Genomic DNA, 26,994 nt, shown 5'->3' with positions numbered 1-26,994 from the left:
GATGAACGATTGGATAGCGATCGGGGCACTCGCGTTCGTGGCGGTGGCCATCCCCATCGGGATGATGGCCCTCTCGTACCTGCTACGGCCGAGCGTTCCCGAAACGAGCAAACGCGCCACCTACGAGAGTGGCGAGATCCCGACAGGAGGGACACGCATCCGCTTTAACATCCAGTACTACATGGTCGCGCTTCTCTTTCTCGTCTTCGACATCGAAACGGCGCTGCTGTTCCCATGGGCAGTCGTCTACACGGATGCACTCGACGAATACGGCGCCATCGAGGCACTGGCCCCGATGCTCGCCTTCGTCGCGATCCTCCTGGTCGGACTCGCGTGGGCCTGGCGCAACGGAGCCGTCCAGTGGACACGAACGAGCCGCGTCACGTCCGAGGTCGATCGTAAATGAGCAACGAACCACAACCGACGTCGGGTGAACCCCGACAGGAGATCTACGACAGCACGGCCCCCACGAGAACCACCCAGGAGGCCAGAATGGGCCCCGGTCCGGACGACCGGATGAACTCGAAACTCCGCGAGGCCTTCGGCTCGACGCCGTTCATCCTCACGAAGTTCGACCAGTTCATGAACTGGGTCCGCGGCAACTCGATGTTCATGCTGCAGTTCGGCATCGCCTGCTGTAGCATCGAGATGATCCACACGTACGCGATCAAGCACGACCTGGATCGCTTCGGCGCCGGCGTTCCCCGAGCGTCGCCCCGACAGGCGGACGTCATCATCGTCCCCGGAACGATCGTCTCGAAGTTCGGCCCGCGCATGAAGCGCGTCTACGATCAGATGCCCGAACCCAAGTTCGTCGTCGGCATGGGCTCGTGTACGATCTCCGGCGGCCCGTTCCAGGAAGGCTACAACGTCGTCAAGGGTGCAGAGGAGATCATCCCCGTCGACATCCACGTCCCGGGCTGTCCGCCACGACCCGAGGCGCTGATCTACGGCATCCTCAAGCTGCAAGAGCGGATCAAACACGGCGAATCCTCGCCGGTGACGGTCAAACCGTACGAACTCGAGGAGTTCGGCGACCTGCCACAGGACGAACTCGTACAGAAACTCGCAGACCAGATCGACGAGGACGACCTCGTCATGCGCTACAACTGGGCTGATTCACCATGAGCACGGGCGAAGAAGTCCCCTCGGTCGACGTCTCGACCGTCGGCAACGACGTGACCGAAGCCGACATCGAATCGGTCCTCGGCGAGCGGGCGATCGGTCGCGACGACCACCTGAACGCGCCCGGGTTCGTCGTCCGACCGGACGACGTCCAGCGCGTCCTCTCGGATCTGCGCGACGAACTCGACTTCGATCACTGCTCGTGTCTGACCGCCCAGCAGTACGCCGATCGGTACGAGTCGATTTACCACCTGAAATCCTACGCCGACCCGACCCAGGAGGTCTCGATCGTCGTTCCGACGTCGGTCGACGAGCCGGTCAGTCAGTCGGCCGAACCGGTCTTCCGGACGGCCGACTGGCACGAGCGCGAGGCGTTCGACCTCGTCGGCATCGACTACGAGGGCCACCCCGATCCGCGGCGGATCCTGCTCCCAGAAACCTGGCAGGGCCACCCGCTCTCGCTCGATTACGATCAGGACAAGCCACAGATCGTCCGCTTCGCCGAACACGAGAACCCGATCCAGGCCGACGAACGCGACGCCGAAAGCGACACGATGTTCTTGAACGTCGGTCCACACCACCCGGCGACTCACGGCGTGCTCCACGTCAAGGCGGTGCTCGACGGCGAGCAAGTCATCGACGTCGACCCGGACATCGGCTATCTCCACCGCTGTGAAGAGCAGATGTGCCAACAGGGCAATTACCGCCACCAGATCATGCCCTACCCGGACCGCTGGGACTACGTCTCGGCCGGTCTGCTGAACGAGTGGGCGTACGCGCGCGCGGCAGAGGACCTCGCGGATCTCGAGGTCCCCGAGTACGCGCAGGTGCTGCGGACGATGGGGGCCGAACTCTGTCGGATCGCGAGTCACATGCTCGCGCTCGGAACGTTCGCGCTGGACGTCTTCGGTGACTTCACCGCGGTCTTCCAGTACGCCTTTCGCGACCGCGAAGTCGTCCAGGACATTCTGGAGGACCTCACGGGTCAGCGATTGATGTTCAACTACTTCCGACTCGGCGGCGTCGCCTGGGACCTCCCGGAACCCCGCGAAGAGTTCTTCACGAAGACCCGTGACTTCCTGGACGAACTGCCGGCAAAACTCGACGAGTACGAGGATTTGCTCGTCACGAACGAAATTTTCCAGATTCGCTGCGTCGATACGGGCATCCTCACACCCGAGGACGCCAAACAGTACGGCTGTACCGGGCCCGTCGCGCGCGGATCGGGGATCGATTACGACCTCAGGCGTGACGACCCCTACGGCTATTACCCGGAACTCGACTGGGACGTCGTGACGATGGACGGCTGTGACAACTACAGCCGCGTCCTCTGTCGGATGCAAGAGGTCGAGGAGTCGGCGAAGATCATCGAACAGTGTGTCGATCTCTTAGAAGAGTGGCCGGAAGACGACCGCGAGATACAGTCGAACGTGCCGCGAACGCTCAAGCCGGACGCCGACACCGAAACCTACCGTGCCGTCGAGGGAGCCAAGGGCGAACTCGGCATCTACATCCGCTCGGACGGCTCGCAGAAACCCGCACGCTTTAAGATCCGGAGTCCGTGTTTCCACAACCTCTCGGCGTTAGAGGTGATGGTCCAGGGCGAGTTCATCCCGGACCTGATCGCCTCGCTCGGCAGCCTCGACATCGTCCTCGGGGAGGTGGACCGATAGATGGCGTCCGGAGAGACAGGGGCGACGCTCACGCCGATGCAAGCGGACGACGGGACGATCTTGTTACCCGAGCGGGTCGCCGACCTCACGGGTCTCGGCGAGTTCGGCCTCGCCGGCGAGTTGTTCGCCGCGTTTCTGGCCGCGTTTCTGATCGGGAATCTGATGCTGGCGATGACCGCACTCGCCGGTCCGTGGGCCAAGCGCAAGATCACCGCCGCGTTCACCGACCGGATCGCGGTCAACCAGATCGGCCCGGGCGGAGTCGGGATCATCATCCCCGACGCGGTCAGACTGCTCTCGAAGGAGAACATCGTCCCCGAGAACGTCGATCGACCGGCCTACGACATCGCGCCGATCATCATCGCAAGTACGGCGCTGCTGGGCTTCGCCGTCATCCCGATGGGAAGCGGCATCCACCTGGCCGACCCCGAAGTCGGGCTCGTGTTCGTCTTCGCCGTCGCGAGCATCACCAGTCTCGGGCTCGTGATGGCCGGCTACGCCTCGGCGAACAAGTACTCGATGCTCGGGGGACTGCGCGCGGTCGCCCAGAACATCGCCTACGAGATTCCGCTGATCGTCACCGGGATGTCGGTGGTCATCTTCGCCGGAACGCTCCAGATGGGGGAGATCGTCGCCGTACAGACGGAGAACACGCTCGCGACGATACCCGGTATCGGCCTCGATATTCCGGCCTGGTACGCCCTCGTCAATCCGTTCGCGTTCGTGCTGTTTCTGATCGCGAACTTCGCCGAAGTCGGGCGCAACCCGTTCGACACGCCCGAGGCGCCGACCGAGATCGTCGCCGGCTACCAGACCGAGTACTCCTCGGTCAACTTCGTGTTGATCTACCTCGGCGAGTTCATCCACATCTTCCTCGGCGGGGCGATCATCGCGACCATCTTCCTCGGCGGACCGGCCGGTCCAGGCCCCGAATGGCTTGGATTGTTCTGGTTCCTCGTGAAGATCTGGGGCGTGTTCTTCCTCACCCAGTGGCTGCGCTCTGCGATGCCGCGGGTGAGAATCGACCAGTTGATCGAAATCGGCTGGAAGGGACTGTTGGTCCTTTCGTTTGCGAACCTGCTGTTGACGGCGATCATCGTCGCCGTCCTCGTTGACGCCGGGGTGATTGCATGATCGGATTACTGAAATCGATGGCCACGACGATGCGACACGCACTGGACGGCTCGACGTTCACCGTCGAGTATCCAGAAGAGAGTCCGGACGTCTCCCCGCGGTTCCGGGGCGTCCACAAGTTCAGCCAGGAACGGTGTATCTGGTGTCGCCAGTGTGAGAAGGTCTGTCCGAACGACACCATCCAGATCGTGATGGACGACCAGCGAAACGGCGAACAGTACAACCTTCACATCGGCCAGTGCATCTACTGTCGCCTCTGTGAGGAAGTCTGTCCGACCGACGCCATTTTGCTCACACAGAACTTCGAGTTCACCGGCGACACGAAGTCGGACCTGGTCTACAACAAAGAGCAGTTGAAGGCCGTTCCGTGGTACAAAGACATCGATCCGCTGGAGGCCAGAGAGCCCGACCGCGGCGGCTGGATCGGCGAAGGTGACGGCGAGGTGGACTACCAATGATGGAAGCCGTTACGTTCTACCTGTTCGCCGCCGTCACCCTCGGGAGCGCCCTCGGCGTCGTGCTGCTCAGAGATCCGTGGCACGCGTCGCTCATGCTCGGCGTCTCGTTGCTTTCGGTCGCAGTCTACTACGTGATGCTCGCGGCGGAGTTTATCGCGGTGATCCAGGTCCTCGTCTACGTCGGCGGGGTGCTCATCCTGATCACGTTCGCCGTAATGTTGACCCAGGCCGACGAGCCGGTCGACTCCGCCGTCGGTGAATCGACGGGTGGTGAGCCATGAGTACGAATCGACCGAGATTCGTCCCGCTCGGCCGCCGGCTCCTTCCGGGCGTACTCGCGCTCGGGCTGCTCGCCGTCTTCGTCGCCACGATCGCCGGAGCCAATTTCGGCGAGTTCGGCGAGTTCGGAGACGTCTCGGTCGTCTCTGCCATCGGATACGCCATGTTCGACTTCGAGACGCTCCAGGCCGAACAGGGCGTTCCAGGGACCGAGCCGTTCTTGCTCGCGTTCTTGCTGATCGCGATCGTGTTAGACGCCGCGCTCGACGCCTCGCTCGTCCTCGCAAAGCGCGAAGACGAGGGCGAGTCGGCCCGGCCCGCCGCGTTCGGCGACGTCGGATCGAGTGGTAGTTCGACGCTCGACGCGTCCGCCGGTTCAGCCGGTGACGCCGCTACGGGAACCGACGGCGGTCGCGACATCGATCCGGCCGAAGACAGCGCAGAGACACCTGCGGACGAGGGAGGTGAGGACCGATGATCGGCATCGAGCACTACCTCGGCCTGTCCGCCGCGCTGTTTTGCATCGGGTTGTTCGGCATCCTGACCCGTCGCAACGCCCTGATGTTCTTGATGTCCGTCGAGTTGATGGTTAATGCAGCGGCGATCAACCTGGTCGCATTCGCACTCTACTACGGGACGCTCACCGGACAGGTGTTCACGCTGTTCGTTCTCGGGCTGGCGGCGGCGGAGGTCGCCGTCGGCCTGGGCATCATCCTGGTACTGCACCGAAACTACGGCACGATCGACGTGACGGCACCGACGACGATGAGGTGGTAAGATGGAAGGACTGTTCAGTTACGCACCCGCGATCGTCCTCTTCCCGCTGGTAGCGTTCGCGATCACGGTACTCTTCGGCCGCTACCTGCCGATGAAGGGGGCGATTCCGGGTATCGTGGCGACCGGTGGATCGCTCGTCCTCTCGCTGGGGATGGTTGGTGCCGTCTACAGCGCGGACGAACCGTACAACGAATCGCTTTACACGTGGGTGGCGACCGACGACATCACCTTTCACTTCGGCGCGTTGGTCGATCAGCTCTCGGCGCTGATGCTGGTCGTTGTCTCGCTGATCGCATTCCTGGTTCACGTGTTCAGCCTGAGCTACATGAACGCCGAGGGCGAGACCGGCCTGCCGCGGTACTACGCCGGCCTCGGGCTCTTTACGTTCAGCATGCTCGCGTTCGTCATCGCGGACAACCTGCTGATGGCCTTTATCTTCTTCGAGCTGGTGGGGCTGTGCTCGTTCATCCTGATCGGCTTCTGGTACGAGACGCGCTCTGCGCCGTCGGCCGCAAAGAAGGCGTTCCTCGTCACGCGATTCGGGGACTACTTCTTCCTGATCGGCGTCGTGGCGATCGCGGCGTCCTTCGGCACGCTCAACTTCGCAGGTGACGCGTCGTTCGTCAACGCGGCCCAGGACGCACTGGCCGGCGAGGGCGACGCCTGGATTCCGGGCGATCTCTCCGCCGAGCAGTGGATAACGATCACCGGACTGCTGGTGCTCGGCGGCGTGCTGGGTAAATCCGCCCAGTTCCCGCTTCACACCTGGTTGCCCGACGCGATGGAAGGTCCGACGCCCGTCTCGGCGCTGATTCACGCGGCGACGATGGTCGCCGCCGGGGTTTACCTCGTCGCACGGATGTTCGGCTACTACGCCCTGTCACCGACGGCGCTCGCGATAATCGCCTTCGTCGGCGGCTTTACGGCGCTCTTCGCGGCCACGATGGGCTGCGTCAAAGACGACATCAAACAGGTGCTGGCGTACTCGACCATTAGCCAGTACGGCTACATGATGCTCGCGCTGGGCGTCGGTGGCTACGTCGCCGGCGTCTTCCACCTGATCAACCACGCCTTCTTCAAGGCGCTACTGTTCCTCGGGGCCGGCGCGGTCATCATCGCCATGCACCACGAACAGGACATGTGGAAGATGGGCGGGCTCAAGGAGAAGATGCCCGTCACCTACTGGACGTTCGTCGCGGGCGCACTCGCGCTCGCCGGCATCATCCCGTTTTCCGGCTTCTGGTCGAAAGACGAGATCCTCTACGACGCGATGATCGTCGGGGCGAACGAGCCGCTCATCCTCCTCGCCTACCTGATGGCGCTCGTCGCCGTCTTCTTCACCGGCTTCTACACCTTCCGGATGATCTTGCTGACCTTCCACGGCGAGCCCCGAACTGACGCCGCGGAAAAGCCCCACGGGATCGGCATCCCGGCAAAGGTGCCGCTGGTCGTCCTCGGCGTTCTCGCCGTGGTCGCCGGCGTCTTGAACCTCGCCCCCGTGGCGAAACTCGCGAACCTCGACATCGAGTTCCTCCACCAGTGGCTCGAAGGCGGCGTCGAGGGCGCGACCTACCTCGCCTACAGCGACCTCATCGGCGACGTCTACGCGACCGAACTCGCCGGCTGGGAGCCGTTCGACGTCATCGTCGCGGCGGGACTCTCGCTCGCGCTCGCGTTCGGCGGTGCCGGTCTCGCCTGGAAGCTGTACAACGTCCCCGAGCCGGTTCGACACACCGAGCGGCTGGGTCGGGCACGTGAGATCGCTGTAGCGAACTACTACCAGGACGAGTACCAGGTCTGGCTCGCCCGCGACGTGACGCTGCCGACGGCGCGCTTTACCGACCGATTCGACCAGACCGTCATCGACGGGCTCGTAAACGGCGTCAGTAGCGTGAGTCTCTTCGGCGGCGGTCGCGTCTCGCGCCTTCAGACCGGACTGGTGACCAACTACGCCGCCTTGCTGGTGCTCGGATTCCTCGCGTTACTCGTCGCCCTCGGCGTCTACGGAGGCTGGTTCGTATGATGATAGAGCTGTTACTCGCGGTCACATTCGTCGGCGCAGCCGTAACGTTCCTCGCACCGAATCGCGTCGCCGGCAAACTGGCGTTCGTCGTCAGTCTCGTTCCCGCGGCCATCTCGCTGTGGCTGTTCGCCGCCTTCGACGGAAGCGGTAACGCGCTGCTCGGCGGCGACCTCGCGTTCGAATCGCAGGCGAGCTGGTTCTCACTCGCCGACTACGAAATCTCGTGGTTCGTCGGCCTCGACGGTATCAGCCTGCCGCTCGTGGTACTGACGACCGTGCTCACGACGCTGGCGATCGTCAGCTCGTGGACGCCGATCGACGAGCGCCAGTCGCAGTTCTACGGCCTCGTGCTCTTTATCGAGGCCAACCTGCTCGGCGTCTTCGTCGCGCTGGACTTCTTCGTCTGGTTCATCTTCTGGGAGGCCGTCCTCATCCCGATGTACTTCCTCATCGGCATCTGGGGCGGTCCGCGTCGAAAGTACGCCGCGATCAAGTTCTTCGTCTACACCAACGTCGCCTCGCTGGTGCTCTTCGGTGCGTTCATGGCGTTCGTCTTCGCCATGGGTGACGCCGTCACCAGCTTCGCCCTGCCCGAACTCACGCAGGCGTTCCACGCCGAGGGACTCCAGCACACCATGTTCGGTCTCGGCACGTCGACGCTGGCGTCGCTCATCTTCGTCGCGCTCTTCGTTGGCTTCGCCGTGAAGGTTCCCGTCGTCCCCTTCCACACCTGGCTTCCGGACGCCCACGTGGAGGCCCCGACGCCCGCGTCGGTACTGCTGGCCGGTGTCCTGTTGAAGATGGGGACGTACGCGCTGTTGCGATTCAACTTCACCATGTTCCCCGATCAGGTCGAGACGTTCGCCCTGGCGATCGCCGCAGTCGCGGTGATCAGCGTCATCTACGGGGCGATGCTCGCGCTCGCCCAGACCGACTTGAAACGCATCGTCGCCTACTCGTCGGTCTCCTCGATGGGCTACGTCATCCTCGGGCTGGTCGCGTTCACCCAGTTCGGTATCGGCGGCGCCACCTTCCAGATGGTGAGCCACGGCCTGATCTCCGGGCTGATGTTCATGGCCGTCGGCGTCATCTACAACGCGACCCACACCCGGATGGTCACCGACATGTCCGGGCTCGCTTCGAAGATGCCGATCGCCGTCTGGATCCTGATCGCCGGCGCGTTCGGCTACATGGGCCTGCCGCTGATGAGCGGGTTCTACGCCGAGTTCGCCATCTTCTACGGCGCGTTCGGTTCCGAGCTTCTATCCTACGCGCCCGTGTTCACCGCGCTCGCGATGTTCGGCATCGTGATCGTCGCGGGCTATCTGCTCTTTGCGATGCAACGGAGTCTCTTCGGGCCGTTCCGACTCGAGACCGATTACGAGATCGGACGCGCACCGATTCACGACATCGCGCCCATGATCGTCCTGCTGGGGTTGATCGTCCTGCTCGGCGTCGCCCCCGACGTGATCTTCGAGATGATCACCGACGCCGCCGACCCGATCGTCGAACTACACGGAGGTGACGTCTAATGATAGAACCGATTCAGCTACCCGACATCACCGCGCTCGCACCGGCGCTCATCCTTGCGCTGGCCGCGCTGGTCGTCTTCACGCTCGATAGTATCAACCCCGGATCGACCGACCGCTCGCTGCTCGCGGGGACGACCGTCGTCGGTGCGATCGGCTCGCTCGTCGTCGGTGTCTGGTTCCTGCTCGCCGGCGTCGGCACGCCCGAGCCGGACGGATTCGGCGAAGTTGGCGTCTTCGCAGACCAGCTCGTCGTCGACCAGCTGGCGCTGTTCTTCATGATCGTCACCGCGATCGTCACGGCGCTCGTCGCGATCGCGAGTTACGACTACATGGACGGCCACGCCTACCAGGCCGAGTACTACTCGCTCGTCCTGTTGGCGGCGACCGGCATGGCGACGATGGCGGCCGCGAACAGCCTCGTGACGGTCTTCATCGCGCTCGAGCTCGCGAGCCTGCCGTCGTACGCCCTGGTAGCCATCTTGAAGGACAACCGCGGGAGCGTCGAGGCGGGAATGAAGTACTTCCTGCTGGGTGCGCTCTCGTCGGCGATCCTCATTTACGGGATCAGCCTGGTGTACGGGGCGACCGGCGGCCTCCACCTCGAGATAATCGCCGACGCCATCTCCGGCGAGACCGGCCAGCACCCGGTCACCGGCGAGGCCTACGACGTGGCGAATTACACCGGCATTCTCGGCGTCGGCCTCCTGATGATTCTGGGCGGGTTCGCGTTCAAGATGGCGAGCGTTCCCTTCCACTTCTGGGCGCCGGAGGCCTACGAAGGGGCGCCGGCACCGATCGCCGCCTTCCTCTCGTCGGCGTCGAAGGCGGCCGGATTCGTCATCACGATCCGCGTCTTCGCCGAGGCGTTCCCGTTAGAGGCGACGGCGGCCGTGATCGGCTTCGACTGGACGCTCGTCTTCGCGGTGCTCGCCGTCGTCACGATGACGGTCGGAAACTTCGCCGCGGCCGTCCAGAACAACGTAAAGCGCATGCTCGCGTACTCGTCGATCGGTCACGCCGGCTACGCGCTTATCGGCCTGGCCGGGGCCGGTGCCGGCGCGGGCGACCTCGTGCTCGGTGCCGCGCTGATGCACCTGTTCGTCTACGCCTTCATGAACACCGGCGCGTTCCTCTTCGTCGGCCTGGCCGAGTACTGGGGCGTCGGCCGGACGTTCGCAGATTACAACGGTCTCGGTCGACGCGCCCCGATGGCCTGTCTGGCGCTGACGATCTTCATGTTCAGCCTGGCGGGCGTTCCGCCGCTCAGCGGGTTCTGGAGCAAGTACGTCCTCTTTACGGGGGCGATCAGCGTCGGCAGTACGGCGATGCTGATCGTCGCGGCCGCTCTCGTCGTTAACAGCGCGCTCTCGCTGTACTACTACTCGCGACTCGTAAAGGCCGTCTGGATCGAAGAGCCGCTCACAGAACGCGAACCACTCGCCAGACCGATCGGCCTCTACGCGGCGGTGCTCGCGGCGGCGGTCATGACGGTCGCCATCCTGCCCGGCTTCGGACCCGTCGCCGAGGCGGCGATAGACGCGGCCGGCGCGATCTTGTCCTGATCGACCGATCCAGTTTTCGAGCCCGGAAAGCCGGATAGCTTTTACGGGCCAGGACCCAATCCGGCGACGATGGTACCTCGGCTCGTTCTCGGCTGTGGCGACGTCGGCGCGCGTCTCGTCGAGGCCGTCGAGTCTACAACCTGTCTCGTCGACGATCCGGAGACGGTCGAGCGTCTCAGAGCGGGCGGAATCGCCGCCCAGCGCGGCGATCCGACGGATCAATCGACGATCGCCTCGTTCGACCCGCCGCGGTCGGTCCTCGTCGCCGGGGATCGAACCGATCGGAACGTGCAGTCGGCTGAAGCCGCACGAGAGGCGTTCCCGGCAGCACGACTGACCGTCTACATCGGGGGCAATCCAACCGCTGACGCGCGACGACGACTCGACGCGGTCGCAAACGACGTCGTCGAGCCGACGCGGGCGATCGCGAACTGGGTGCTCGATCGGGCGGCTAGCCCCGAAGCCGAGACCGCTCGTCGATTGCGGAACGTCCTGACGTCGATCGACGGGCCGCTCGCGGTCGTCACCCACGACAATCCGGATCCCGACGCGATCGCGAGCGCAGTCGCCCTCGTCGGCCTCGCCGAGTCGGTCGGGCTCGAAGCCGACGCCTGTTACTACGGAGAGATCTCACACCAGGAGAACCGGGCGATGGTCAACTTACTAGATCTCGATCTCGTAACCCTAGAGGCGTCGTCCGATATCGACGCCTACGAGGCGATCGCACTCGTCGACCACTCGCGACCCGGGATCAACGACGGACTCCCGGCGGACGCGGATGTCGACATCGTTATCGATCACCACCCGCCGCGTGGACCGGTCGCCGGCCGGTTCGTCGACATCCGAACGATCGCCGGCGCGACCAGCACCGTGTTGACCGAGTACGTAGAGCGGTTTCAGACCGGATTCGACCGGAAGACGGCCACCGCACTCCTGTACGGCATCCGGATCGACACGAACGACTTCACCCGCGAGACGACGGCACTCGATTTCAGAGCCGCGGCGACGCTCAGACCCTACGTCGATCGGGCGATGCTCGAACGCATCGAGCAGCCGACGATCGACGCAGAGACCTTCGAGACGATCGCCAGGGCGATCAAAGGGCGGTCGACGTACGACGACGTCGTCGTCGCGAGTGCCGGGCGGATCGCTAGCCGAGACGCGCTCCCGCAGGCGGCCGATCGGTTGCTCTCGATGGACGGAATTCGGACGACGCTCGTCTACGGGTTTATGGCGGAGATGGTCTACCTCTCGGCGCGCTCACGCGATCGAGAACTCGATCTCGGCGAGGTGATCCGAGACGCGTTCGAACCGATCGGCAGCGCGGGCGGACACAGCGATATGGCCGGCGCGCAACTGGAGATCGGCGTGCTGGGACGGGTCGATGACGGCGACGTCCACGCCGACGCGATCGTCGAGGCCGTCGAGGAGGTCGTCGAGAAGCGGTTCATCGAGGCGGTCGAGAGTCAGCCGGGTACGCCCGTGGGCTCGTACACCCGCGAGAGCGAGGTCCTGTTCGAGGCCGACGGCGTCTAATCGGGGTCAGACGACGGTCGCGTAACGCGCACGTTTTTTGCCCGTGAGCACGACCACCCGGTATGGACGAGGCGTGGCGTGGAAGCAAGCCCCAGGTCGGCGAGTACATGACCCCCGACGTCGCGACAGTTTCGCCCGACGAGACCGTCAAGGCGGTCTCGGTCCGCATCGCCGAGAGCGAAAACCACAGCGGCTACCCGGTCTGTGAGCGCAGACGAGTCGAGGGATTCGTCAGCGCCCGCGACCTCCTCCTCGCCGACGACGACGAACCCATCTGGAAAGTGATGACGACGGACCTGATCGTCGCCCACCCGGAGATGAAGGTGACCGACGCCGCCCGCGTCATCCTCCGGTCTGGCATCCAGAAGCTACCGGTCGTCGACGACGCGGGAAACCTCGTCGGCATCATCTCGAACGCCGACGTCATCCGCAGTCAGATCGAGCGCGCGACGCCCGAAAAGGTGGGAAAGCTCATCCGCACGCTAGAGAACATCCACGGCGTCGAATTCGACGAGACGCGACGGACCGTTCCGCTCTCGGAACTGATCCCGACGCAGGGACGCGTCTACGCCGACGAATTAGAGGGACGGCGCTACGAACTCGAACACGGGCTGGCCGAACCGCTCGTCGTGATCGACAACGCCGGCACGCTCTTGCTCGCCGACGGTCACCATCGGACGCTCGCCGCCGACCGCCTCGAGATCGACGAGATGGACGCCTACGTCATCGAAACGCACCAGGCCATCGATCTCGGGATGGCCCGAACGGCGAGGAAAGAGGATCTCGACTCGCTGGACGATATCGAGGTCGTCGACTACGCGAGACACCCGCTCGTCGAGACGACGAAGCGATTGCAGGCCGAAGGTGAATGAGACGTCGCCTGCCGTCGGCGGCCAGCATGTAATACACCAAACAGAAGCGGCCTTCGGCAAATGATTATAGGCCAACTACTCGTGTCCACGAGTGAATGAGCGAAACCGTAGAGCCAGATCAGTCCAACCCTCCCCGTAACAGCGTGGCCGTGGGGTCAGCGATCGACGGGACCCCACGGGCAGCGAGCGAGCAAACGTGGCAGACGGACGACGCCGTGGTCGAAGCGACGAACCTCACCAAAACGTACGGATCGGGTGACGACCGCGTGACGGCCGTCGACGGACTCGACCTCGATATCGAACGGGGGACGGCCGTCGGCGTACTTGGGCCGAACGGGGCCGGCAAGACCACGACGATCAAGCTCCTGCTCGGGTTGATCCTTCCCGACGACGGGTCGGCGCGGATCGGCGAGGTCGACGTCGTCGACTCGCCGCGGGCGGGGTACGGGCGGGTCAGCGCGATGCTCGAAGGAGCCCGAAACGTCTACTGGCGGTTGACGGTCAGAGAAAATATTAGATTCTTCGCCAGACTCGCGAACAGACCGGTCGACGAAGACCGGATCGAGGCGCTCATCGAGCAGGTCGGCCTGACCGAGAAGGCGGACGCGACCGTCAACGAACTCTCCCGGGGGATGAAACAGAAGACGTCGCTCGCCTGTACGCTCGTCCGAGAGACGCCCGTCGTCTTCTTAGACGAACCGACGCTCGGCTTAGACGTCGAGAGTTCGCTCGACCTGCGCCGGGAACTGCGCCGGCTGGTCGAGCGCGAGGATCGAACCGTCGTCCTCTCGAGTCACGACATGGACGTCATCGAGGCCGTCTGCGATCGCGTGGTGATCATGAACGAGGGCCGGATCGTCGCCGACGACTCGATCGACGAACTGCTGTCGGTGTTTCGCACCCAGTCCTACCGGATTCGACTCGACGGATCGCTCGCCGCGGAGACGAAGGATGCGCTCGAAGCCGACCTCGAGGCGACCGAGTGGGTCGAACAGGGCGGGCAAACGCAGTTCGACCTCCCGTCGGTCCGCGGCCCGGAGTTTCACGACCTGATGCGAACGATCGAGTCTTCGAGCGCCGCGTTTCGGTCGGTCGACCTGCTCGAACCGGACCTGGAGGAGGTGTTCCTCGAGATCACCGACGAACGAGCCGAACCCGAGCGTGACGAGACGGACGGGAGTGAAACGGACTCGAACACCGGCGCGACGAACGGAGGGGATCGGTGGTGACGAAAAGCGGACACGGGTATCCTGCGTCCACCGTGGAGGCGACCGACGGCGAGCAGACGGGACGACTGATCGCGACGCGACGACTCACGCGAGCGGTGTTCGCAAAGCAACTCATCCTGCTCAAACGCTACTGGATCAACACCTCCATGCTGCTCGTGACGATGTACGTCTTCTTCGCGATGATCTTCTACGGCGGGCAGGCCGCGGCCGGGCCCGCGATCGAGAGCTCGCTCGACGGGATCGTCGTCGGATTCTTCCTCTTTACAGCGAGCCTCGCCGCGTTCTTCGCGACGGCACAGGACATCCAGCGCGAAGCCCAGTGGGGAACCTTAGAACAGTTGTTCATGTCGCCTCACGGGATCGGCCAGGTCATGGCGGTCAAGTCCGTCTGGAACGTGGCGTTCAGCGTCGGGCTCTCGTTCGTGCTCCTTTCGGTGATGCTCGCGACGACCGATCGCGCGCTCTCGATCGACGTCCTCACGATCACCGTGATCACGGTGCTCGCCGTGGCGTCGGTGCTCGGCATCGGCTTTCTGTTCGCCGGACTCTCGCTGCTGTACAAACGAATCGAGAACGTCCAGCAGATCATGCAGTTCGGTTTCATCGGCCTGATTGCAGTACCCGCGACGGAGACGTCTCGGCTGATGGGGCTGCTTCCGCTGAGCCAGGGCAGTGCGATGTTACACGCGTCGATGACCGAGAACGTCGCACTCTGGGAGTTCCAGGCTGGTGATCTGGCTATCCTCACGGCGGCTGGGTTGCTGTACCTCTGCGCCGGCTACCTGACGTTTCACCTCTGTGTACGACGGGCCCGTCGACTCGGCGTGATGGGCCACTACTGAGGTCGGTTCGCGCGAGGTCACTCGATGTCCGGGTCGAAAATGTCCTCGATCGAACTGTCGTAGTGGGCCGCGAGCGCGAACGCGAGTTCGAGCGAGGGATCGTATCGGCCGCGCTCGATCGCGTTGATCGTCTGCCGGGTGACGTCGACGGCCGCCGCGAGGTCGGCCTGACTCTCGCCCGAGTCGGCCCGACGTTCGGCGAGATCGTTCTTCATCGGTACCGGCGGCGGACGAGCGTAAAGACGTGTGTGATCGTGAAGAACACCCAGAACGCACTCCAGGTGTAGAACGCGGCGTTCAGTTCGCTGCTGGGCGAGAACTGCTCGAGAGCTTCGAGCAAGCCCATCGAGACGAAGACGACGAGCCCACCGATTCCCCAGACCGACAGGACGATCCCACCCGTCTCGGCCAGGTGTTCTTCGTCGCGCTCGTCGTGGACGGTCCGTTCGCTCAAGGCGGGAAGCGTCATTCCGAAGACGAGTCCCAGAACGAACACGCCGAATCCGACGAGTTCGTATCCGAACAGCGTCGCAGCGACGAGTCCGACGATACCCACGGCGTAACTCGCGTTCGATGCTCGCTTGTACGTTTCCGGCGGATAGCCGGACAGCGTTTCGGGTATTGGCATGTGTGGAAAGTCTCCTTTACAGTAAAGCGTCCTTTACACCGCGTAATAATCGTTACGATCCGCTGGCAGCATCGGCCGTCTGAACAGGTCACACACCCTCTCTACCCGTCGGTTCCGGCGTGACTCGTCGGCGAAGATCTACCGCATATTCGGACCGTTCCCGAAGGCTAATGTCGATTCCTGTGTAACCTCGTCTCATGTACGACGACGAGGAACTCGCTTCGATCCGCGACTCGGAGTCCCGGTGGGAATCCGAGACGCTCGAACCCGTGCTCGATCGGTTCGGCGAGCGACAGGATCGGTTCGCGACGGTCTCGAACCTCGAGGTGGATCGACTCTACACGCCCGACGACGTCGGCGACCTGGACTACGACGGTGACCTCGGCTTCCCCGGCGAGCAACCCTACACCCGCGGGCCGTACCCGACGATGTACCGCGGCAGAACCTGGACGATGCGTCAGTTCGCCGGATTCGGTACCGCAGAAGAGACGAACGAGCGCTTTCACTTCCTGATCGATCAGGGCCAGACCGGCCTCTCGACGGCGTTCGACATGCCCTCGCTGATGGGGCTCGACTCGGATCACCGGATGAGCGAGGGCGAAGTCGGAAAAGAGGGCGTCGCCGTCGACACCCTGCGCGATATGGAGATCCTCTTCGACGGTATCGACCTCTCAGAGATCTCGACCAGCTTCACCATCAACCCCTCCGCGCCGGTCATCTACGCGATGTACGTCGCGCTGGCCGACCAGCAGGGCGTTCCGCGCGAGGAGATCCGCGGCACCCTCCAGAACGACATGTTCAAGGAGTTCATCGCGCAGAAGGAGTGGGTGATTCCACCAGAACCCTCGCTCTCGCTCGTCACCGACGTCGTCGAGTTCAGCGCCGAAGAGACGCCGAAGTTCCACCCCATCTCCGTCTCGGGCTACCACATCCGCGAAGCCGGATCGACAGCAATCCAGGAACTCGCCTTTACGCTCGCCGACGGCTTCGGCTACGTCGAAGACGCCATGGACCGAGGCCTCGACGTCGACGAGTTCGCCCCACGTCTGTCCTTTTTCTTCAACTGCCACAACTCCTTCTTCGAGGAGGTCGCGAAGTTCCGCGCCGCCCGGCGCATCTACGCTCACGTGATGGACGAGTGGTACGACGCCGAGAACCCCGAATCGAAGCGATTGAAGTTTCACACCCAGACCGCCGGCCAGTCGCTGACCGCCCAGCAGCCGCTCAACAACGTCGTTCGCGTGACGATCCAGGCGCTCGCGAGCGTGATGGGCGGCACCCAGAGTCTCCACACCAACAGCTTCGACGAGGCGCTCGCGCTGCCCGGCGAGGAGGCCGTCCGCGTCGCGCTTCGCACCCAGCAGATCATCGCCGAGGAGTCCGGTACCGCCGACATCGTCGACCCGCTCGGCGGCTCGTTCGCCGTCGAATCGCTCACGAACGAGACGGAAGCGCGAGCCATGCGCTACATCGAAGAGATCCGCGAGATGGGCGACGGCTCTGTGCGAGACGGCATCCTTCAGGGGATCGACGACGGTTTCTTCCTCCGCGAGATCCAGGAAGCCTCCTACGAGTACCAGGAGCGCGTCGAACGCGAAGAGGAGGTCGTCGTCGGCGTCAACAAGTACACGCTCGAAGAAGACACCAGCCCCGACATCCTCCACGTCGACGAGGAAGCGACCAAGGAACGACAGCTAAATCGCCTCCAGAACGTCAAAGACGAGCGAGACGACGACGCCGTCGCGGAGACGCTCGACGAACTTCGCGATGCGATCGAGCGGGGCGAGAACACGATTCCCTACATCGTCGACTGCGTCAAGGCCTACACGACGATGGGCGAGATCATGGCGGTCTTCGAGGCCGAACACGGCTCGTACACCGAACAGATCGGCCTGGCATAAGACGCAGCCAAGATTTGCATCGAGTGTTCTATCGTTGCTGACCAGACGTTGTGACGGTTGAGACATATTCAACGGTCAACGATAGTTACCACATTTTTGCTAATTCCTGATGGCCTCTTAGCAATAGTCCGGTTAGATTCATGTATTGTATGATTGTTTTGAGAACAGTATATGTAGATAGAAGGTTAAATGCCTGCAGCGACCCAACAGAAATATCTCTTCTGGATTGCTACATCCAAATATGGTGTCTGTTACATCAAGGAGAGTTTTTGTTTCGGTGTTGGTAGGAGCGCTAACTACTGGAATTAGCGGATGTCTTGATGATTCGTCATTAGCCACTTGTTCGACATACGGAGAAGGTATAACATCAGATATACTATTAGAAGTTGGGACACTAGAAGGTGAAGACAGTATTTCACTAGGGATTCTAGTTTCAGAAGATTCTCCAGCAGATGAAGAAATAGATGCGATGATTATTCGCAATCGAGACGGAGACATGATCGCGGACATTCCGCTACGGGACAACAGGAATGCATCTGAGATCTCCCCAGATATACACCCCCGATATAGAGATGGTGAAGGTGAACTATATGCTGTCCAAATTGGACCACCGCCACAACACGGTAATTTTCTTGTAGAAATCTGGGATCACGAAGGTGAAATTCTCGACTCAATGGAATTTCGATTTAACTGTTACACCGACGACGGAAACCTTCCTTAATTCCTATAAAAGAAGTTTTAAACAAATCTACCGACGATGGGGAACAGTTACTTCTGTAAAAGTGCCCCCTCTATAAAATTCCCTACGAGTTCTCGTTCCAGATCCGTTCCAATTTCCAGCCAACCGTGTATACATGCGGTCAGTGAATGGACACGTGGTACCGCTAGGAAAAATGGCACACCGTCGAAAGCTACCCTCCATATCAGAAACAAAGTAATTACCATCTGCACGGATTTGAATGTCTTCACCATCATCACCTTGATAGGTCGTGTGGACAGGAGGATGAAAACTCCCCTCGCCCTGTGCTCGAGCTGAGACGTTACGTACACCTTCAAGTGGCTTATACTCCCACTCGATTTCATGCGTGAAATCCAGAACATCAATGACCCGGTATCCTAAGATTGGGACCCTGATGGAAGCCGTAGTAGTATCTACATAACTAGCGAAGGCCCATCCATTCGTCTCATTTTCCTCCTTCGATTTGTTGATAGTTGCGTGGCTATCAAATATCATTTCAGATGTGTCAATAAGTTCCAGAACCGATTGAATTTGTTCGGAGGAAAGATTGTCGACGATTTCCTTGGCCCACTCCAGAAGGACATCAGTCCGGTCCTGCACACCGTTCTGCTTCGTTGAGCTTCCCAACTTGTTCTGTATCGATTCAGATCTTTCACTTGCGGACACGAAAAATTCAGCTACCTCTCGTTCATTGGTTGGATCGAAATCAGTATTGACGCTCTCAGTTCGATCCGTCGCCATAGAAGTACCTACAAGGAGGCCTGAAGCTGGTAGTGCACTTACCGGCAGTAATTTCAACACTTTTCTCCGACCAATCTGGCCATCATTTTCAGACATTGCAGGTGCTAATATCCTAACTTCTAATATAAATCTTCCGATTGAAAGTTATTAGAATTAGGCTTGCAAAATTATGGTTTCTATGGGTTCTTGGCTCAGGCGAATTAGTGAAAGTTGTTTTCAATCTTCTTTTATTTAGGAAGTTCAATTATATTCAGATCGAATTTATAAGATTTCCCGAACTTAGCGTGGTTTGATGGAAAGTATGGAGTAGAAATTCGACATCGACTACGTCAAGGCCTACACGACGATGGGCGAGATCATGGAGGTCTTCGAGGCCGAACACGGCTCGTACACCGAACAGATCGGTCTGGCATAAATTCACGGATCGACTCGCCGCGCGAGTAACCGAACCAGATTCCCGTCTCGATCTTCCTCGTAGTGCTCGACCGAGAGGTCCGAACACGCCGTCCGGAGTTCTCCCGGTTCGAACCGGTAGCGTTCGCTCGGACCGTCGGTAGCCGTCGTGAGGTGGTGCTGATAGCAGAGCACGCCGCCGGATGCGAGGGCGGCTTTCACCGCGGGAAGCCGGTGACGCGCGTCGAAGTAGCTGATCGTCACCGCGTCGTAGACTCCCTCCGGGAAGCAGTAGTCGTCGAGATCGGCCAGGATCCAGTTCACGTCGACCGACTGCGATCGCGCGCGCTCGCGAGCCCGATCGAGCATGGCCGTCGATATATCGATCGCATCGACCGTCCAGCCGCGGTCGGCCAGGAAAATGGCGTTTCGACCCTCGCCGGTTGCCAGATCGAGCACCCGGCCAGCCGGAAGTTCGTCGAGCGCTCTCCGGACGACCCTCGCCGGTCGCTGACCGGGAGCGTAACCGCCACGCTCGGCGCGGGCGTTCCATCGGCGACGTTCGTCTTCGGTCACGACTACTCCGAGCCTCGACGCGGAGAACCGTCAACCCGATGGGTCGTCGCCGACTCGCACCGTCACTCGGCGATCGTCACTTCGTCGCCGACGGTGAGCGTTCGGCCGCGATCGGATTCTGGAATCCGGGCGATCGTCATCAGCGAGTAGTCGTGTTCGAAGGCGTTCGCGTCGGCCCACTCGGGAAAGGTTTCCCGGCGCTTTTCGACGAATCGTCGGCGGAAGTCCGGCGTCCGCTCGCCGGTGTCCGGATCGCGTTCGGGGACGACGCACCTGACACACGGCGTGACGCCCTCGAATTCGACCCCACCGATCTCGAACGTCGGGGCGTCCTCGCCGACGAAGCGGTCGGCCCAGAACGCCGGCACGTCACCTATCTCGACGTTGGCGCGCATCCGCCGGCGAACCCCGTCGACCGTCAGTTCGTCGAACCAGGAAGCCACCGTCTCGAGCGTCGCCGTCGCGATCACCGACGGTCCCATCGACCGCCGATCGACGTAGCCGAGTCGTCGATCGCGTTCGAGCACGATATCGAGGTCGAAGAACCCACCGAGCCACGCCTGGGCTCGCTCTCGCTCGGCCGGATCGTCGAGGGCGAATCGGACCGTCTCACCCTCCGGATCGCGAACCGAGAGCGTCGTCGTCTCCGGGTCGAAGTCGGTCGCGAGATCGTGAACGAGCGCCGTGCGCGAACCGTTTACGACGTCACCTTCCGCGTCGAACATGGCGAATTCGCGGTCGTGTGCGAGCGTTCCGCCGGGGGTTATCGTCGCACGCTCGACGTCGATCCCGTCGAGCGCCTTCACCGGGTAGACGCGCAGTCGGTCGAGGACGGCCATGCGAATCGATACCGGCGGCGCGAAGATAATCGTTGGCTTCGCCGAGTGGCTACGTCCCTGGTCAGGAAATAATTCGTGGACGAAATTAAATGGCAGAGTTTTTAGTATAAAGTGCCAAAGGAGTAGACGGCCAGAACCTCTTTTATATCTTGAATCTGATTGAAATTCGATGTCGACAGGAAACGAAGCGACCACAGCAGCATCGACGGTGACGATCGATGAGTGACGGACGACCACTCGGCGTCGTGCTCGTGACGATCGGAGCCATACTGTTCGGCCTCTACTCGGTTCTGATCGGCCTCGCGGCGTTCGGGCTCTCGGGACTCATCGGCGACGACGCAAACATGATCCTCTCGCTCGTGATCTTCGGGATTGGTATCGGTCAATTTGCCGCGGCCTACGGTCTCTTTACGAGCCAGGAGTGGGCCTGGAACGTCGCGATGGGCGTCTTCGGACTTGACGCGCTGATTCGCGTCTACGGCGTCGTGGACTCCGGAATCGGCATGTTCGGTCTGTTCGGCCTGACGCTCAACCTGGCGATCCTGGCCTACGTAGTCAGTATGAAAGACTACTACGTCGAGACCGGAACGCCGAGTCTGGCGAGGTAGACGACCCGACCGTAGCGTTCGAGTATCCGCATTCGACCGCGGCGATTGCTGACGGACCTTCGACCGGGCGAACGTTTATCCAGCCCTTCGATGAACGTTCACGTGATCATGAGTGACGAACCGGAGGTGGAACTCGAAGCCCGCCTCGCCGAGCAGGAATCGTTCGATCCACCATCATCGTTTACGGACCAGGCCAACGTCACGGACGCCGACGTTCGCGAATCGTTCGCCGAGGAGTGGCCCGAGTGCTGGGAAGCGGCCGCGGACCTGCTCACGTGGGACGAACCGTACGCGACGGTACTCGACGACTCGAATCCGCCGTTCTACGAGTGGTTCACCGGCGGCTCGCTCAACGCCTCGGCCAACTGTCTCGATCGTCACGTCGAGAACGGATCGAAGAATCGAGCGGCGATCAAGTGGGAGGGCGAACCGGGCGAGACACGTACGTACACCTATGGCGACCTCCTGAACGAGGTAGAAGCGTTCGCCGCCGCCCTTCGTGACCTCGGCGTGGAGGAAGACGACGTCGTGACGCTCTATCTGCCGATGATTCCGGAGCTGCCGATCGCTATGCTCGCCTGCGCCCGCATCGGCGCACCCCACAGCGTCGTCTTCGCCGGCTTCTCGGCCGACGCGCTCGCGACTCGGATGAACGCCGCCGAGAGCGAGTACCTCGTCACCTGCGACGGCTACTACCGCCGAGGTGACGCCCTCAACCACAAGGAGAAGGCCGATAAGGGGCTTCGCGGCGTCGATCACGACGTCGAAACGGTCGTCGTCGACCGCCTCGGCGACGAGTTGAAACACTTCCTCGGTGCGAGCGCACACGACTACGGCGACCTCGTCGACGAGCACGCGGGCGCGTCGGTCGAACCCGTCTCGCGCGACGCGGAGGACATGCTCTTTCTCATGTACACCTCGGGGACGACCGGCGAGCCAAAGGGTGTCAAGCACACCACCGGCGGCTACCTCGCGTACACCGCCTGGACGAGCCGGGCCGTCCTAGACGTCAAGCCCGAAGACACCTACTGGTGTGCGGCGGACATCGGCTGGATCACCGGCCACTCCTACATCGTCTACGGGCCGCTCGCGCTCGGGACGACGACGATGATGTACGAGGGGACGCCCGATTACCCCGAGCGCGACCGCCTCTGGGAACTGGTCGAGACGAACGACGTCGACGTCTTCTACACGGCGCCAACCGCGATTCGGGCGTTCATGAAGTGGGGAAGCGAGTACCCCGAGCGCCGCGACCTCTCGAGTCTCCGCCTGCTCGGAACGGTCGGCGAGCCGATCAACCCCCGCGCCTGGAAGTGGTACTACAAACACATCGGGGACGAGGGGTGCCCGATCGTCGACACCTGGTGGCAAACCGAAACCGGCGGTATGATGGTCACAACCCTTCCCGGTATCGACACCATGAAGCCCGGCTCCGCCGGGCCGCCGCTGCCAGGTATCGACGCGACGGTCGTCGATACCGATGGCGAACCCGTCGAGCCGGGCAACGCCGGCTACCTCACCGTCCAGCAACCGTGGCCGGGAATGCTTCGGACGCTGTACAACAACGACGAGCGATTTATCGACGAGTACTGGCGCGAGTACTCGGACACCGACAGCGACGATCCCGAAGACTGGGTCTACTTCCCCGAAGACGGCGCAAAACTGGACGACGACGGCTACATCACCGTCCTCGGCCGGGTCGACGACGTGATCAACGTCTCCGGCCACCGGCTGGGAACGATGGAGATCGAGAGCGCGATCGTCGGCGTCTCCGGCGTGGCCGAAGCCGCCGTCGTCGGCGGCACCCACGACGTCAAGGGCGAAGCCGTCTACGCCTACGTCATCTTAGAAGACGGGCAGGAGGCGTCCGACGCCATGTACGACCGCGTCGTCGAGGGCGTCGAAGGCGCCATCGGCCCGATCGCCCGCCCGGAAGAAGTCATCTTCACGCCCGAACTGCCAAAGACCCGTTCGGGTAAGATCATGCGCCGACTGCTCGAAGACGTCGCCTCCGGCGACGAACTGGGTGACACGTCGACGCTTCGCAATCCCGCGGTCGTCGAGGAGATTCAATCGCGTGTGAGCGAAGAGTAGCAGATCGATAGCTCACACGTCTCGATCGACGACGAAGTCCGCGAACGAGCGTAGTTTTGCGGCTACCGCTGGATCGGCGTCGAGCGCGTCGACGTGTGCTTTTGCCGTGTCTGCGAGACCCACCGCCCGGTCACGGGCGTACTCGATCGCACCCGAATCCTCGATGAGCGTGAGGGCTTCGTCGATCTCTTCGTCCGTGTTCTCGTCGGCGGCGATGATCTCGGCCAGTCGATCCGCGTCCGCGGGGTCGCTCTCCTCGATGGCGTGTAAGACCAGAAGCGTCTTCTTTCCCTCGCGAATGTCGTTTCCGAAGGCCTTGCCGAAGTCACCCGCCCGACCGAGGGAGTGTTCGACGTCCAGGACGTCGTCGGCGATCTGGAACGCGATGGCGACGGTCTCTGCGTACTCAGCGGCGTGGTGTTCGACGTCCGCCGACTGTCCGGTCACGATCGCGGCCAGCCGGGCGACGATCCGCCCCAGACAGCCCGTCTTGCACGCGCACATCTCGAGGTACTGCTCCCGGGTGGTTCGCACCTCCGGCTCGTTGTGCCAGCAGATGTCCATCCCCTGACCGAGGTGGGTCCGGTTCAGTTCGTGCATGAGCATCTCGTAGGCGGCCAGACGCTGCTCGGACGGGAGATCGGCCGGGTTGTGCGTGATGATCTTCAAGGGGATGAAGTACATCGCGTTGCCCGCGTTGAGCGCGACATCACGGCCGAATCGGTGGTGTAACGCCGGCTCGCCGCGTCGCTCTTCGGCCTCGTCCTCGACGTCGTCGACGATGATCGTCCCGTTGTGTAGAATTTCGGGAATCGTCGCGTACGGGAGATATTCCTCGGGATCTTCGCCGAACGCCTCGACGAAGACGAGAAAGAGGACGGCGCGCCAGCGCTTCCCGCCGCGGTCTAACAGGTCCCAGATCGGATCCGCGAGCGCTCGCTGGATCCCCTCGGGATCGTACTGAAAGGTTGGTTCGCCGAAGTACGATTCGAGGTAGGCCTCGTCGACGTCTCGCGGCAACACCTCGGCGATGGCCTCGTCGATGGCCGGCCGCCACTCCGCAAGCGTCTCCTGCATACTCGCTCGGTCACAGACCGCGGTGAAAAAGGTTCAGTTCCACGTCGGCAGCTGTCAACCGACGTGACGGACAACGGGATCGCCGACCCCCGGCGAGGGCGGGCGTGAGCTCCCCGCCTAGCTGTCCTCCGGCGGTTCGTCTCGGTGGTAATTCGGGTTCGCGTGCTCTAAGGCGTCCGTCTCGCGATCTTGCGAGGCGTGTTCGATATCCTGACGGCGGTCCTCCTCGTCACCCTTCTCCCGGGCCTCCTGCTGTTCGGCCCGGAGCTCGTCGTCATCCTCGGCGTCTCGGTCCTCTTCGGCCGCCGCTGGGTGCTCATCGAGTCCGTGTTCGTCTTTCTCGTTGACCATGTCAGTCACCGGCGCGGCAGTACTGGGGTTACGGGAAAAGGGCTTGGGCTTGCGTCAGCCCGACGCTCGCGTCTCGCTGTTTCAACTCGTCGGACGTCGCGCGGCCGCCGATCACTTCGCCGCCCAGGGTTCACCAGATGCGAGATCGACCTCGCCGTCACCCTTCTCGGACCGACAGATGTCCGCCAGCACGCAGGCGCTGCACTCTGGGTTGCGAGCCGTACAGACCGCCCGTCCGTGATCGATCAGGAGGTGCGTAAACTGAACCCAGTACCCCTCGGGGACGAGTTCGACCAGGTCGCGTTCGATCGCCTCAGGGCGTTCTTCTTCGGTGAGGCCCAGTCGACGACTGAGACGCTGAACGTGCGTGTCGACGACGATCCCGCAGACGACGTCGTGGCCGTGCTGTAAGACGACGTTCGCCGTCTTCCGACCGACGCCGGGTAAGTCGGTCAGTTCGCTCATCGTATCCGGCACCGCACCGTCGTGTTCGTCGACGATGATCGCACAGGCCTCGCGAATGTAGCCCGCCTTGTTGTTGTAGAAGTTGATCGAGTTTAGCGCCTCGGCGAGTTCTTCCTGCGGCGCGTTCGCGTAGTCCTCGGCGGTCCGATACGTTTCGAAGAGATGCTCGGTTTCGGCGTTGACCCTGGCGTCGGTACACTGCGCAGAGAGGATGACGGCGATCAACAGCTCGAGTCGATTCGAGTACCGAAGCGAGATCGTCGAATCGGGATACTCCGCCTCGAGACGCTCGACCACCGTCTCCGCCTGTTCCGCCGGGTCGTCGTGCGGTTCGCCCATTGGTCGTTTCTTGCGAGACCACGCATTTGAGGAGTTCGGTCCGCGTCGCGTTCTGCCGGAGTGTAACCGAGATCCCACCCGAATCGGCGCGGTTGGTCTGAAAGCCGTGACCTTTATGCGACCATCACCCCCGTGTGACGGTATGAAAGCGACGGCAATGGCACATCCGATCCAGGGGCTCGTCAAGTATCACGGACTGAGAGACGACCTGGAGCGCTTCCCGTACCACGACAGTATCAGCGTCTGTACCGCTCCCAGCCACACGCGCACCACCGTCGAATTCTCGATGGAGTACGACGACGACACCTACGTCGTCGACGGCGAGGAACTCGAGGGAGCCGGTTTCGACCGCCTCGAACGCGTCGTCGAGAAGGCGCGCGGGATGTCCGACGCCGCTCACACCGTCTACCCCTGCCGGATCGAGTCCGAAAACAGCTTCCCGTCGAACGTCGGGCTCGGCTCCTCGTCGTCCGGTTTCGCCGCGGCCGCCGTCGCACTCGCCGAGGCCGCCGAACTCGACGCCTCGCCCGCGGAGATTTCGACCATCGCCCGCGTCGGTTCCTCTTCGGCCGCCCGCGCGGTTACCGGCGCGTTCTCCGTTCTCACTCAGGGCGTCACCGACGAGGACTGCTACGCCCGTCGCCTCCAGACTACGCTTCACGAGGACCTTCGAACGGTCGTCGCGCTCGTTCCGTACCACAAGAACACCGACGACGCCCACAAGGAAGCCGCCGACAGCCACATGTTCGACGCCCGTCGCGCGTTCGTCCAGGACCAGCTCGCCGAGATGAAAGCTGCCCTGCGCGCTGACGACTTCGAGCGAACGTTCGAACTCGCCGAACGCGACTCGCTCAGCCTCGCCGCGACGACCATGACCGGACCGGACGGCTGGGTCTACTGGCAACCCGCCACGCTCGCCGTCTTCAACACGGTTCGAGAGCTCCGCGAGGAAGGAATTCCGGCGTACTTCTCGACCGACACCGGCGCGAGCGTCTACGTCAATACCACCGCTGAATACGTCGAGGAAGTCGAGGAGGCCGTTTCCGACACCGGCGTCTCGACGACGACCTGGAGTGTCGGCGGCCCCGCGAAACTCCTCGAAGACGATCACCTGTTCTAGACCGATCGTCCGTAGCCAATCGCACCTTCGATCCCATTATTTCATTGACGGTATCGACACCGATAAGCCAATGCCCAACCG

General features: G+C 62.4%; 28 protein-coding genes. 20 read left to right on the top strand and 8 right to left on the bottom strand.

Translation table 11 applies throughout. The features are described from left to right. The first annotated feature begins 1 nt into the window (after position 1). The 15 genes from NKH31_RS12625 to NKH31_RS12555 all read left to right on the top strand — a co-directional run bounded on the left by NKH31_RS12625 (position 2) and on the right by NKH31_RS12555 (position 15,042). On the top strand, positions 2–406 hold the full coding sequence (locus NKH31_RS12625; RefSeq protein WP_254862151.1) for an NADH-quinone oxidoreductase subunit A: 405 nt from the start codon (positions 2–4) through the stop codon (positions 404–406). Next, on the top strand, positions 403–1,128 hold the full coding sequence (locus tag NKH31_RS12620; RefSeq protein ID WP_254862150.1) for an NADH-quinone oxidoreductase subunit B: 726 nt from the start codon (positions 403–405) through the stop codon (positions 1,126–1,128). The genes NKH31_RS12625 and NKH31_RS12620 overlap by 4 nt, the downstream gene beginning before the upstream one ends. Then, the gene (locus tag NKH31_RS12615) at positions 1,125–2,798 is read left to right on the top strand and encodes an NADH-quinone oxidoreductase subunit D (RefSeq protein ID WP_254862149.1); all 1,674 of its coding nucleotides are present in this window, start codon (positions 1,125–1,127) and stop codon (positions 2,796–2,798) included. The genes NKH31_RS12620 and NKH31_RS12615 overlap by 4 nt, the downstream gene beginning before the upstream one ends. Next, on the top strand, positions 2,799–3,932 hold the full coding sequence (locus NKH31_RS12610) for a complex I subunit 1/NuoH family protein (protein ID WP_254862148.1): 1,134 nt from the start codon (positions 2,799–2,801) through the stop codon (positions 3,930–3,932). After that, complete coding sequence (locus NKH31_RS12605) at positions 3,929–4,390, top strand: NuoI/complex I 23 kDa subunit family protein (RefSeq protein WP_254862147.1); 462 nt, start codon at positions 3,929–3,931, stop codon at positions 4,388–4,390. The genes NKH31_RS12610 and NKH31_RS12605 overlap by 4 nt, the downstream gene beginning before the upstream one ends. Further along, on the top strand, positions 4,387–4,671 hold the full coding sequence (locus tag NKH31_RS12600; protein ID WP_254862146.1) for an NADH-quinone oxidoreductase subunit J: 285 nt from the start codon (positions 4,387–4,389) through the stop codon (positions 4,669–4,671). Before NKH31_RS12605 ends, NKH31_RS12600 begins: the two co-directional genes overlap by 4 nt. Further along, on the top strand, positions 4,668–5,147 hold the full coding sequence (locus NKH31_RS12595) for an NADH dehydrogenase subunit 6 (protein ID WP_254862145.1): 480 nt from the start codon (positions 4,668–4,670) through the stop codon (positions 5,145–5,147). Before NKH31_RS12600 ends, NKH31_RS12595 begins: the two co-directional genes overlap by 4 nt. After that, complete coding sequence (nuoK, locus tag NKH31_RS12590; protein ID WP_254862144.1) at positions 5,144–5,446, top strand: NADH-quinone oxidoreductase subunit NuoK; 303 nt, start codon at positions 5,144–5,146, stop codon at positions 5,444–5,446. Before NKH31_RS12595 ends, nuoK begins: the two co-directional genes overlap by 4 nt. Position 5,447: 1 nt before the next feature. Next, entirely contained in the window at positions 5,448–7,469 is a 2,022-nt protein-coding gene (nuoL, locus tag NKH31_RS12585; protein ID WP_254862143.1) for an NADH-quinone oxidoreductase subunit L, read from the top strand. Beyond that, on the top strand, positions 7,466–9,001 hold the full coding sequence (locus NKH31_RS12580) for a complex I subunit 4 family protein (RefSeq protein WP_254862142.1): 1,536 nt from the start codon (positions 7,466–7,468) through the stop codon (positions 8,999–9,001). The genes nuoL and NKH31_RS12580 overlap by 4 nt, the downstream gene beginning before the upstream one ends. A gap of 2 nt (positions 9,002–9,003) precedes the next feature. Continuing rightward, positions 9,004–10,563: an NADH-quinone oxidoreductase subunit N gene (locus NKH31_RS12575; protein WP_254864811.1), complete on the top strand. Its 1,560-nt coding sequence runs from the start codon at positions 9,004–9,006 to the stop codon at positions 10,561–10,563. A gap of 69 nt (positions 10,564–10,632) precedes the next feature. Beyond that, on the top strand, positions 10,633–12,099 hold the full coding sequence (locus NKH31_RS12570; RefSeq protein WP_254862141.1) for a DHH family phosphoesterase: 1,467 nt from the start codon (positions 10,633–10,635) through the stop codon (positions 12,097–12,099). A gap of 62 nt (positions 12,100–12,161) precedes the next feature. Further along, positions 12,162–12,971: a CBS pair associated ParBc domain-containing protein gene (locus NKH31_RS12565; RefSeq protein WP_254862140.1), complete on the top strand. Its 810-nt coding sequence runs from the start codon at positions 12,162–12,164 to the stop codon at positions 12,969–12,971. Between the two features lie 95 nt (positions 12,972–13,066). Further along, entirely contained in the window at positions 13,067–14,200 is a 1,134-nt protein-coding gene (locus NKH31_RS12560; protein WP_254862139.1) for an ABC transporter ATP-binding protein, read from the top strand. Next, positions 14,194–15,042, top strand: coding sequence for an ABC transporter permease family protein (locus NKH31_RS12555; RefSeq protein ID WP_254862138.1), 849 nt, complete (start codon positions 14,194–14,196; stop codon positions 15,040–15,042). Before NKH31_RS12560 ends, NKH31_RS12555 begins: the two co-directional genes overlap by 7 nt. Before the next feature lie 17 nt (positions 15,043–15,059). Here the strand turns inward: NKH31_RS12555 and NKH31_RS12550 are convergent, their stop codons facing one another. Together NKH31_RS12550 and NKH31_RS12545 are read right to left on the bottom strand one after the other, a co-directional pair. Then, on the bottom strand, positions 15,060–15,257 hold the full coding sequence (locus NKH31_RS12550; protein WP_254862137.1) for a helix-turn-helix transcriptional regulator: 198 nt from the start codon (positions 15,255–15,257) through the stop codon (positions 15,060–15,062). After that, the gene (locus NKH31_RS12545) at positions 15,254–15,670 is read right to left on the bottom strand and encodes a hypothetical protein (protein ID WP_254862136.1); all 417 of its coding nucleotides are present in this window, start codon (positions 15,668–15,670) and stop codon (positions 15,254–15,256) included. Before NKH31_RS12545 ends, NKH31_RS12550 begins: the two co-directional genes overlap by 4 nt. A 197-nt stretch (positions 15,671–15,867) precedes the next feature. On the opposite strand from NKH31_RS12545, the gene NKH31_RS12540 reads away from it, so the two are divergent. Together NKH31_RS12540 and NKH31_RS12535 are read left to right on the top strand one after the other, a co-directional pair. After that, positions 15,868–17,571: a methylmalonyl-CoA mutase family protein gene (locus NKH31_RS12540; protein WP_254862135.1), complete on the top strand. Its 1,704-nt coding sequence runs from the start codon at positions 15,868–15,870 to the stop codon at positions 17,569–17,571. A gap of 241 nt (positions 17,572–17,812) precedes the next feature. Beyond that, a complete protein-coding gene (locus NKH31_RS12535) occupies positions 17,813–18,292 on the top strand; it encodes a DUF2914 domain-containing protein (RefSeq protein ID WP_254862134.1) in 480 nt (159 codons plus the stop codon). Positions 18,293–18,319: 27 nt separating this feature from the next. Here NKH31_RS12535 and NKH31_RS12530 read toward each other — a convergent pair whose 3' ends face one another. The 3 genes from NKH31_RS12530 to NKH31_RS12520 all read right to left on the bottom strand — a co-directional run bounded on the left by NKH31_RS12530 (position 18,320) and on the right by NKH31_RS12520 (position 20,859). After that, positions 18,320–19,147: a hypothetical protein gene (locus NKH31_RS12530; protein ID WP_254862133.1), complete on the bottom strand. Its 828-nt coding sequence runs from the start codon at positions 19,145–19,147 to the stop codon at positions 18,320–18,322. A 321-nt stretch (positions 19,148–19,468) separates the two neighbouring features. Continuing rightward, the gene (locus NKH31_RS12525; RefSeq protein WP_254862132.1) at positions 19,469–20,020 is read right to left on the bottom strand and encodes a class I SAM-dependent methyltransferase; all 552 of its coding nucleotides are present in this window, start codon (positions 20,018–20,020) and stop codon (positions 19,469–19,471) included. A gap of 62 nt (positions 20,021–20,082) precedes the next feature. Next, positions 20,083–20,859, bottom strand: coding sequence for an MOSC domain-containing protein (locus NKH31_RS12520; RefSeq protein WP_254862131.1), 777 nt, complete (start codon positions 20,857–20,859; stop codon positions 20,083–20,085). Between the two features lie 218 nt (positions 20,860–21,077). On the opposite strand from NKH31_RS12520, the gene NKH31_RS12515 reads away from it, so the two are divergent. Both NKH31_RS12515 and acs read left to right on the top strand, forming a co-directional pair. Next, positions 21,078–21,467, top strand: coding sequence for a hypothetical protein (locus NKH31_RS12515; RefSeq protein ID WP_254862130.1), 390 nt, complete (start codon positions 21,078–21,080; stop codon positions 21,465–21,467). A 108-nt stretch (positions 21,468–21,575) separates the two neighbouring features. Further along, complete coding sequence (gene acs / locus NKH31_RS12510; RefSeq protein WP_254862129.1) at positions 21,576–23,561, top strand: acetate--CoA ligase; 1,986 nt, start codon at positions 21,576–21,578, stop codon at positions 23,559–23,561. Positions 23,562–23,573: 12 nt separating this feature from the next. Here the strand turns inward: acs and NKH31_RS12505 are convergent, their stop codons facing one another. The 3 genes from NKH31_RS12505 to nth all read right to left on the bottom strand — a co-directional run bounded on the left by NKH31_RS12505 (position 23,574) and on the right by nth (position 25,793). Beyond that, the gene (locus NKH31_RS12505) at positions 23,574–24,638 is read right to left on the bottom strand and encodes a polyprenyl synthetase family protein (RefSeq protein ID WP_254862128.1); all 1,065 of its coding nucleotides are present in this window, start codon (positions 24,636–24,638) and stop codon (positions 23,574–23,576) included. A gap of 117 nt (positions 24,639–24,755) precedes the next feature. Beyond that, the gene (locus NKH31_RS12500) at positions 24,756–24,989 is read right to left on the bottom strand and encodes a hypothetical protein (RefSeq protein WP_254864810.1); all 234 of its coding nucleotides are present in this window, start codon (positions 24,987–24,989) and stop codon (positions 24,756–24,758) included. A 111-nt stretch (positions 24,990–25,100) separates the two neighbouring features. After that, a complete protein-coding gene (gene nth / locus NKH31_RS12495) occupies positions 25,101–25,793 on the bottom strand; it encodes an endonuclease III (protein WP_254862127.1) in 693 nt (230 codons plus the stop codon). Between the two features lie 142 nt (positions 25,794–25,935). On the opposite strand from nth, the gene mvaD reads away from it, so the two are divergent. After that, positions 25,936–26,913: a phosphomevalonate decarboxylase MvaD gene (gene mvaD, locus NKH31_RS12490; protein WP_254862126.1), complete on the top strand. Its 978-nt coding sequence runs from the start codon at positions 25,936–25,938 to the stop codon at positions 26,911–26,913. The last annotated feature ends 81 nt before the right edge of the window (positions 26,914–26,994 follow it).

This window comes from Halovivax gelatinilyticus, assembly GCF_024300625.1.
In the GTDB taxonomy this organism is placed as follows: Archaea; Halobacteriota; Halobacteria; order Halobacteriales; family Natrialbaceae; genus Halovivax; species Halovivax gelatinilyticus.
The sequence above is the reverse complement of the archived record's forward strand: the minus strand, read 5'-3'. Positions and strand labels throughout refer to the sequence as shown.

What these genes read in the sequence shown, in the direction of transcription:
- NKH31_RS12625 (WP_254862151.1), top strand. Translation starts at nt 2, where the DNA reads ATGAACGATTGGATAGCGATCGGGGCACTCGCGTTCGTGGCGGTGGCC.
- NKH31_RS12620 (WP_254862150.1), top strand. Translation starts at nt 403, where the DNA reads ATGAGCAACGAACCACAACCGACGTCGGGTGAACCCCGACAGGAGATC.
- NKH31_RS12615 (WP_254862149.1), top strand. Translation starts at nt 1,125, where the DNA reads ATGAGCACGGGCGAAGAAGTCCCCTCGGTCGACGTCTCGACCGTCGGC.
- NKH31_RS12610 (WP_254862148.1), top strand. Translation starts at nt 2,799, where the DNA reads ATGGCGTCCGGAGAGACAGGGGCGACGCTCACGCCGATGCAAGCGGAC.
- NKH31_RS12605 (WP_254862147.1), top strand. Translation starts at nt 3,929, where the DNA reads ATGATCGGATTACTGAAATCGATGGCCACGACGATGCGACACGCACTG.
- NKH31_RS12600 (WP_254862146.1), top strand. Translation starts at nt 4,387, where the DNA reads ATGATGGAAGCCGTTACGTTCTACCTGTTCGCCGCCGTCACCCTCGGG.
- NKH31_RS12595 (WP_254862145.1), top strand. Translation starts at nt 4,668, where the DNA reads ATGAGTACGAATCGACCGAGATTCGTCCCGCTCGGCCGCCGGCTCCTT.
- nuoK (WP_254862144.1), top strand. Translation starts at nt 5,144, where the DNA reads ATGATCGGCATCGAGCACTACCTCGGCCTGTCCGCCGCGCTGTTTTGC.
- nuoL (WP_254862143.1), top strand. Translation starts at nt 5,448, where the DNA reads ATGGAAGGACTGTTCAGTTACGCACCCGCGATCGTCCTCTTCCCGCTG.
- NKH31_RS12580 (WP_254862142.1), top strand. Translation starts at nt 7,466, where the DNA reads ATGATGATAGAGCTGTTACTCGCGGTCACATTCGTCGGCGCAGCCGTA.
- NKH31_RS12570 (WP_254862141.1), top strand. Translation starts at nt 10,633, where the DNA reads ATGGTACCTCGGCTCGTTCTCGGCTGTGGCGACGTCGGCGCGCGTCTC.
- NKH31_RS12565 (WP_254862140.1), top strand. Translation starts at nt 12,162, where the DNA reads ATGGACGAGGCGTGGCGTGGAAGCAAGCCCCAGGTCGGCGAGTACATG.
- NKH31_RS12560 (WP_254862139.1), top strand. Translation starts at nt 13,067, where the DNA reads ATGAGCGAAACCGTAGAGCCAGATCAGTCCAACCCTCCCCGTAACAGC.
- NKH31_RS12550 (WP_254862137.1), bottom strand. Translation starts at nt 15,257, where the DNA reads ATGAAGAACGATCTCGCCGAACGTCGGGCCGACTCGGGCGAGAGTCAG.
- NKH31_RS12545 (WP_254862136.1), bottom strand. Translation starts at nt 15,670, where the DNA reads ATGCCAATACCCGAAACGCTGTCCGGCTATCCGCCGGAAACGTACAAG.
- NKH31_RS12540 (WP_254862135.1), top strand. Translation starts at nt 15,868, where the DNA reads ATGTACGACGACGAGGAACTCGCTTCGATCCGCGACTCGGAGTCCCGG.
- NKH31_RS12535 (WP_254862134.1), top strand. Translation starts at nt 17,813, where the DNA reads ATGGTGTCTGTTACATCAAGGAGAGTTTTTGTTTCGGTGTTGGTAGGA.
- NKH31_RS12530 (WP_254862133.1), bottom strand. Translation starts at nt 19,147, where the DNA reads ATGTCTGAAAATGATGGCCAGATTGGTCGGAGAAAAGTGTTGAAATTA.
- NKH31_RS12520 (WP_254862131.1), bottom strand. Translation starts at nt 20,859, where the DNA reads ATGGCCGTCCTCGACCGACTGCGCGTCTACCCGGTGAAGGCGCTCGAC.
- NKH31_RS12515 (WP_254862130.1), top strand. Translation starts at nt 21,078, where the DNA reads ATGAGTGACGGACGACCACTCGGCGTCGTGCTCGTGACGATCGGAGCC.
- acs (WP_254862129.1), top strand. Translation starts at nt 21,576, where the DNA reads ATGAGTGACGAACCGGAGGTGGAACTCGAAGCCCGCCTCGCCGAGCAG.
- NKH31_RS12505 (WP_254862128.1), bottom strand. Translation starts at nt 24,638, where the DNA reads ATGCAGGAGACGCTTGCGGAGTGGCGGCCGGCCATCGACGAGGCCATC.
- NKH31_RS12500 (WP_254864810.1), bottom strand. Translation starts at nt 24,989, where the DNA reads ATGGTCAACGAGAAAGACGAACACGGACTCGATGAGCACCCAGCGGCG.
- nth (WP_254862127.1), bottom strand. Translation starts at nt 25,793, where the DNA reads ATGGGCGAACCGCACGACGACCCGGCGGAACAGGCGGAGACGGTGGTC.
- mvaD (WP_254862126.1), top strand. Translation starts at nt 25,936, where the DNA reads ATGAAAGCGACGGCAATGGCACATCCGATCCAGGGGCTCGTCAAGTAT.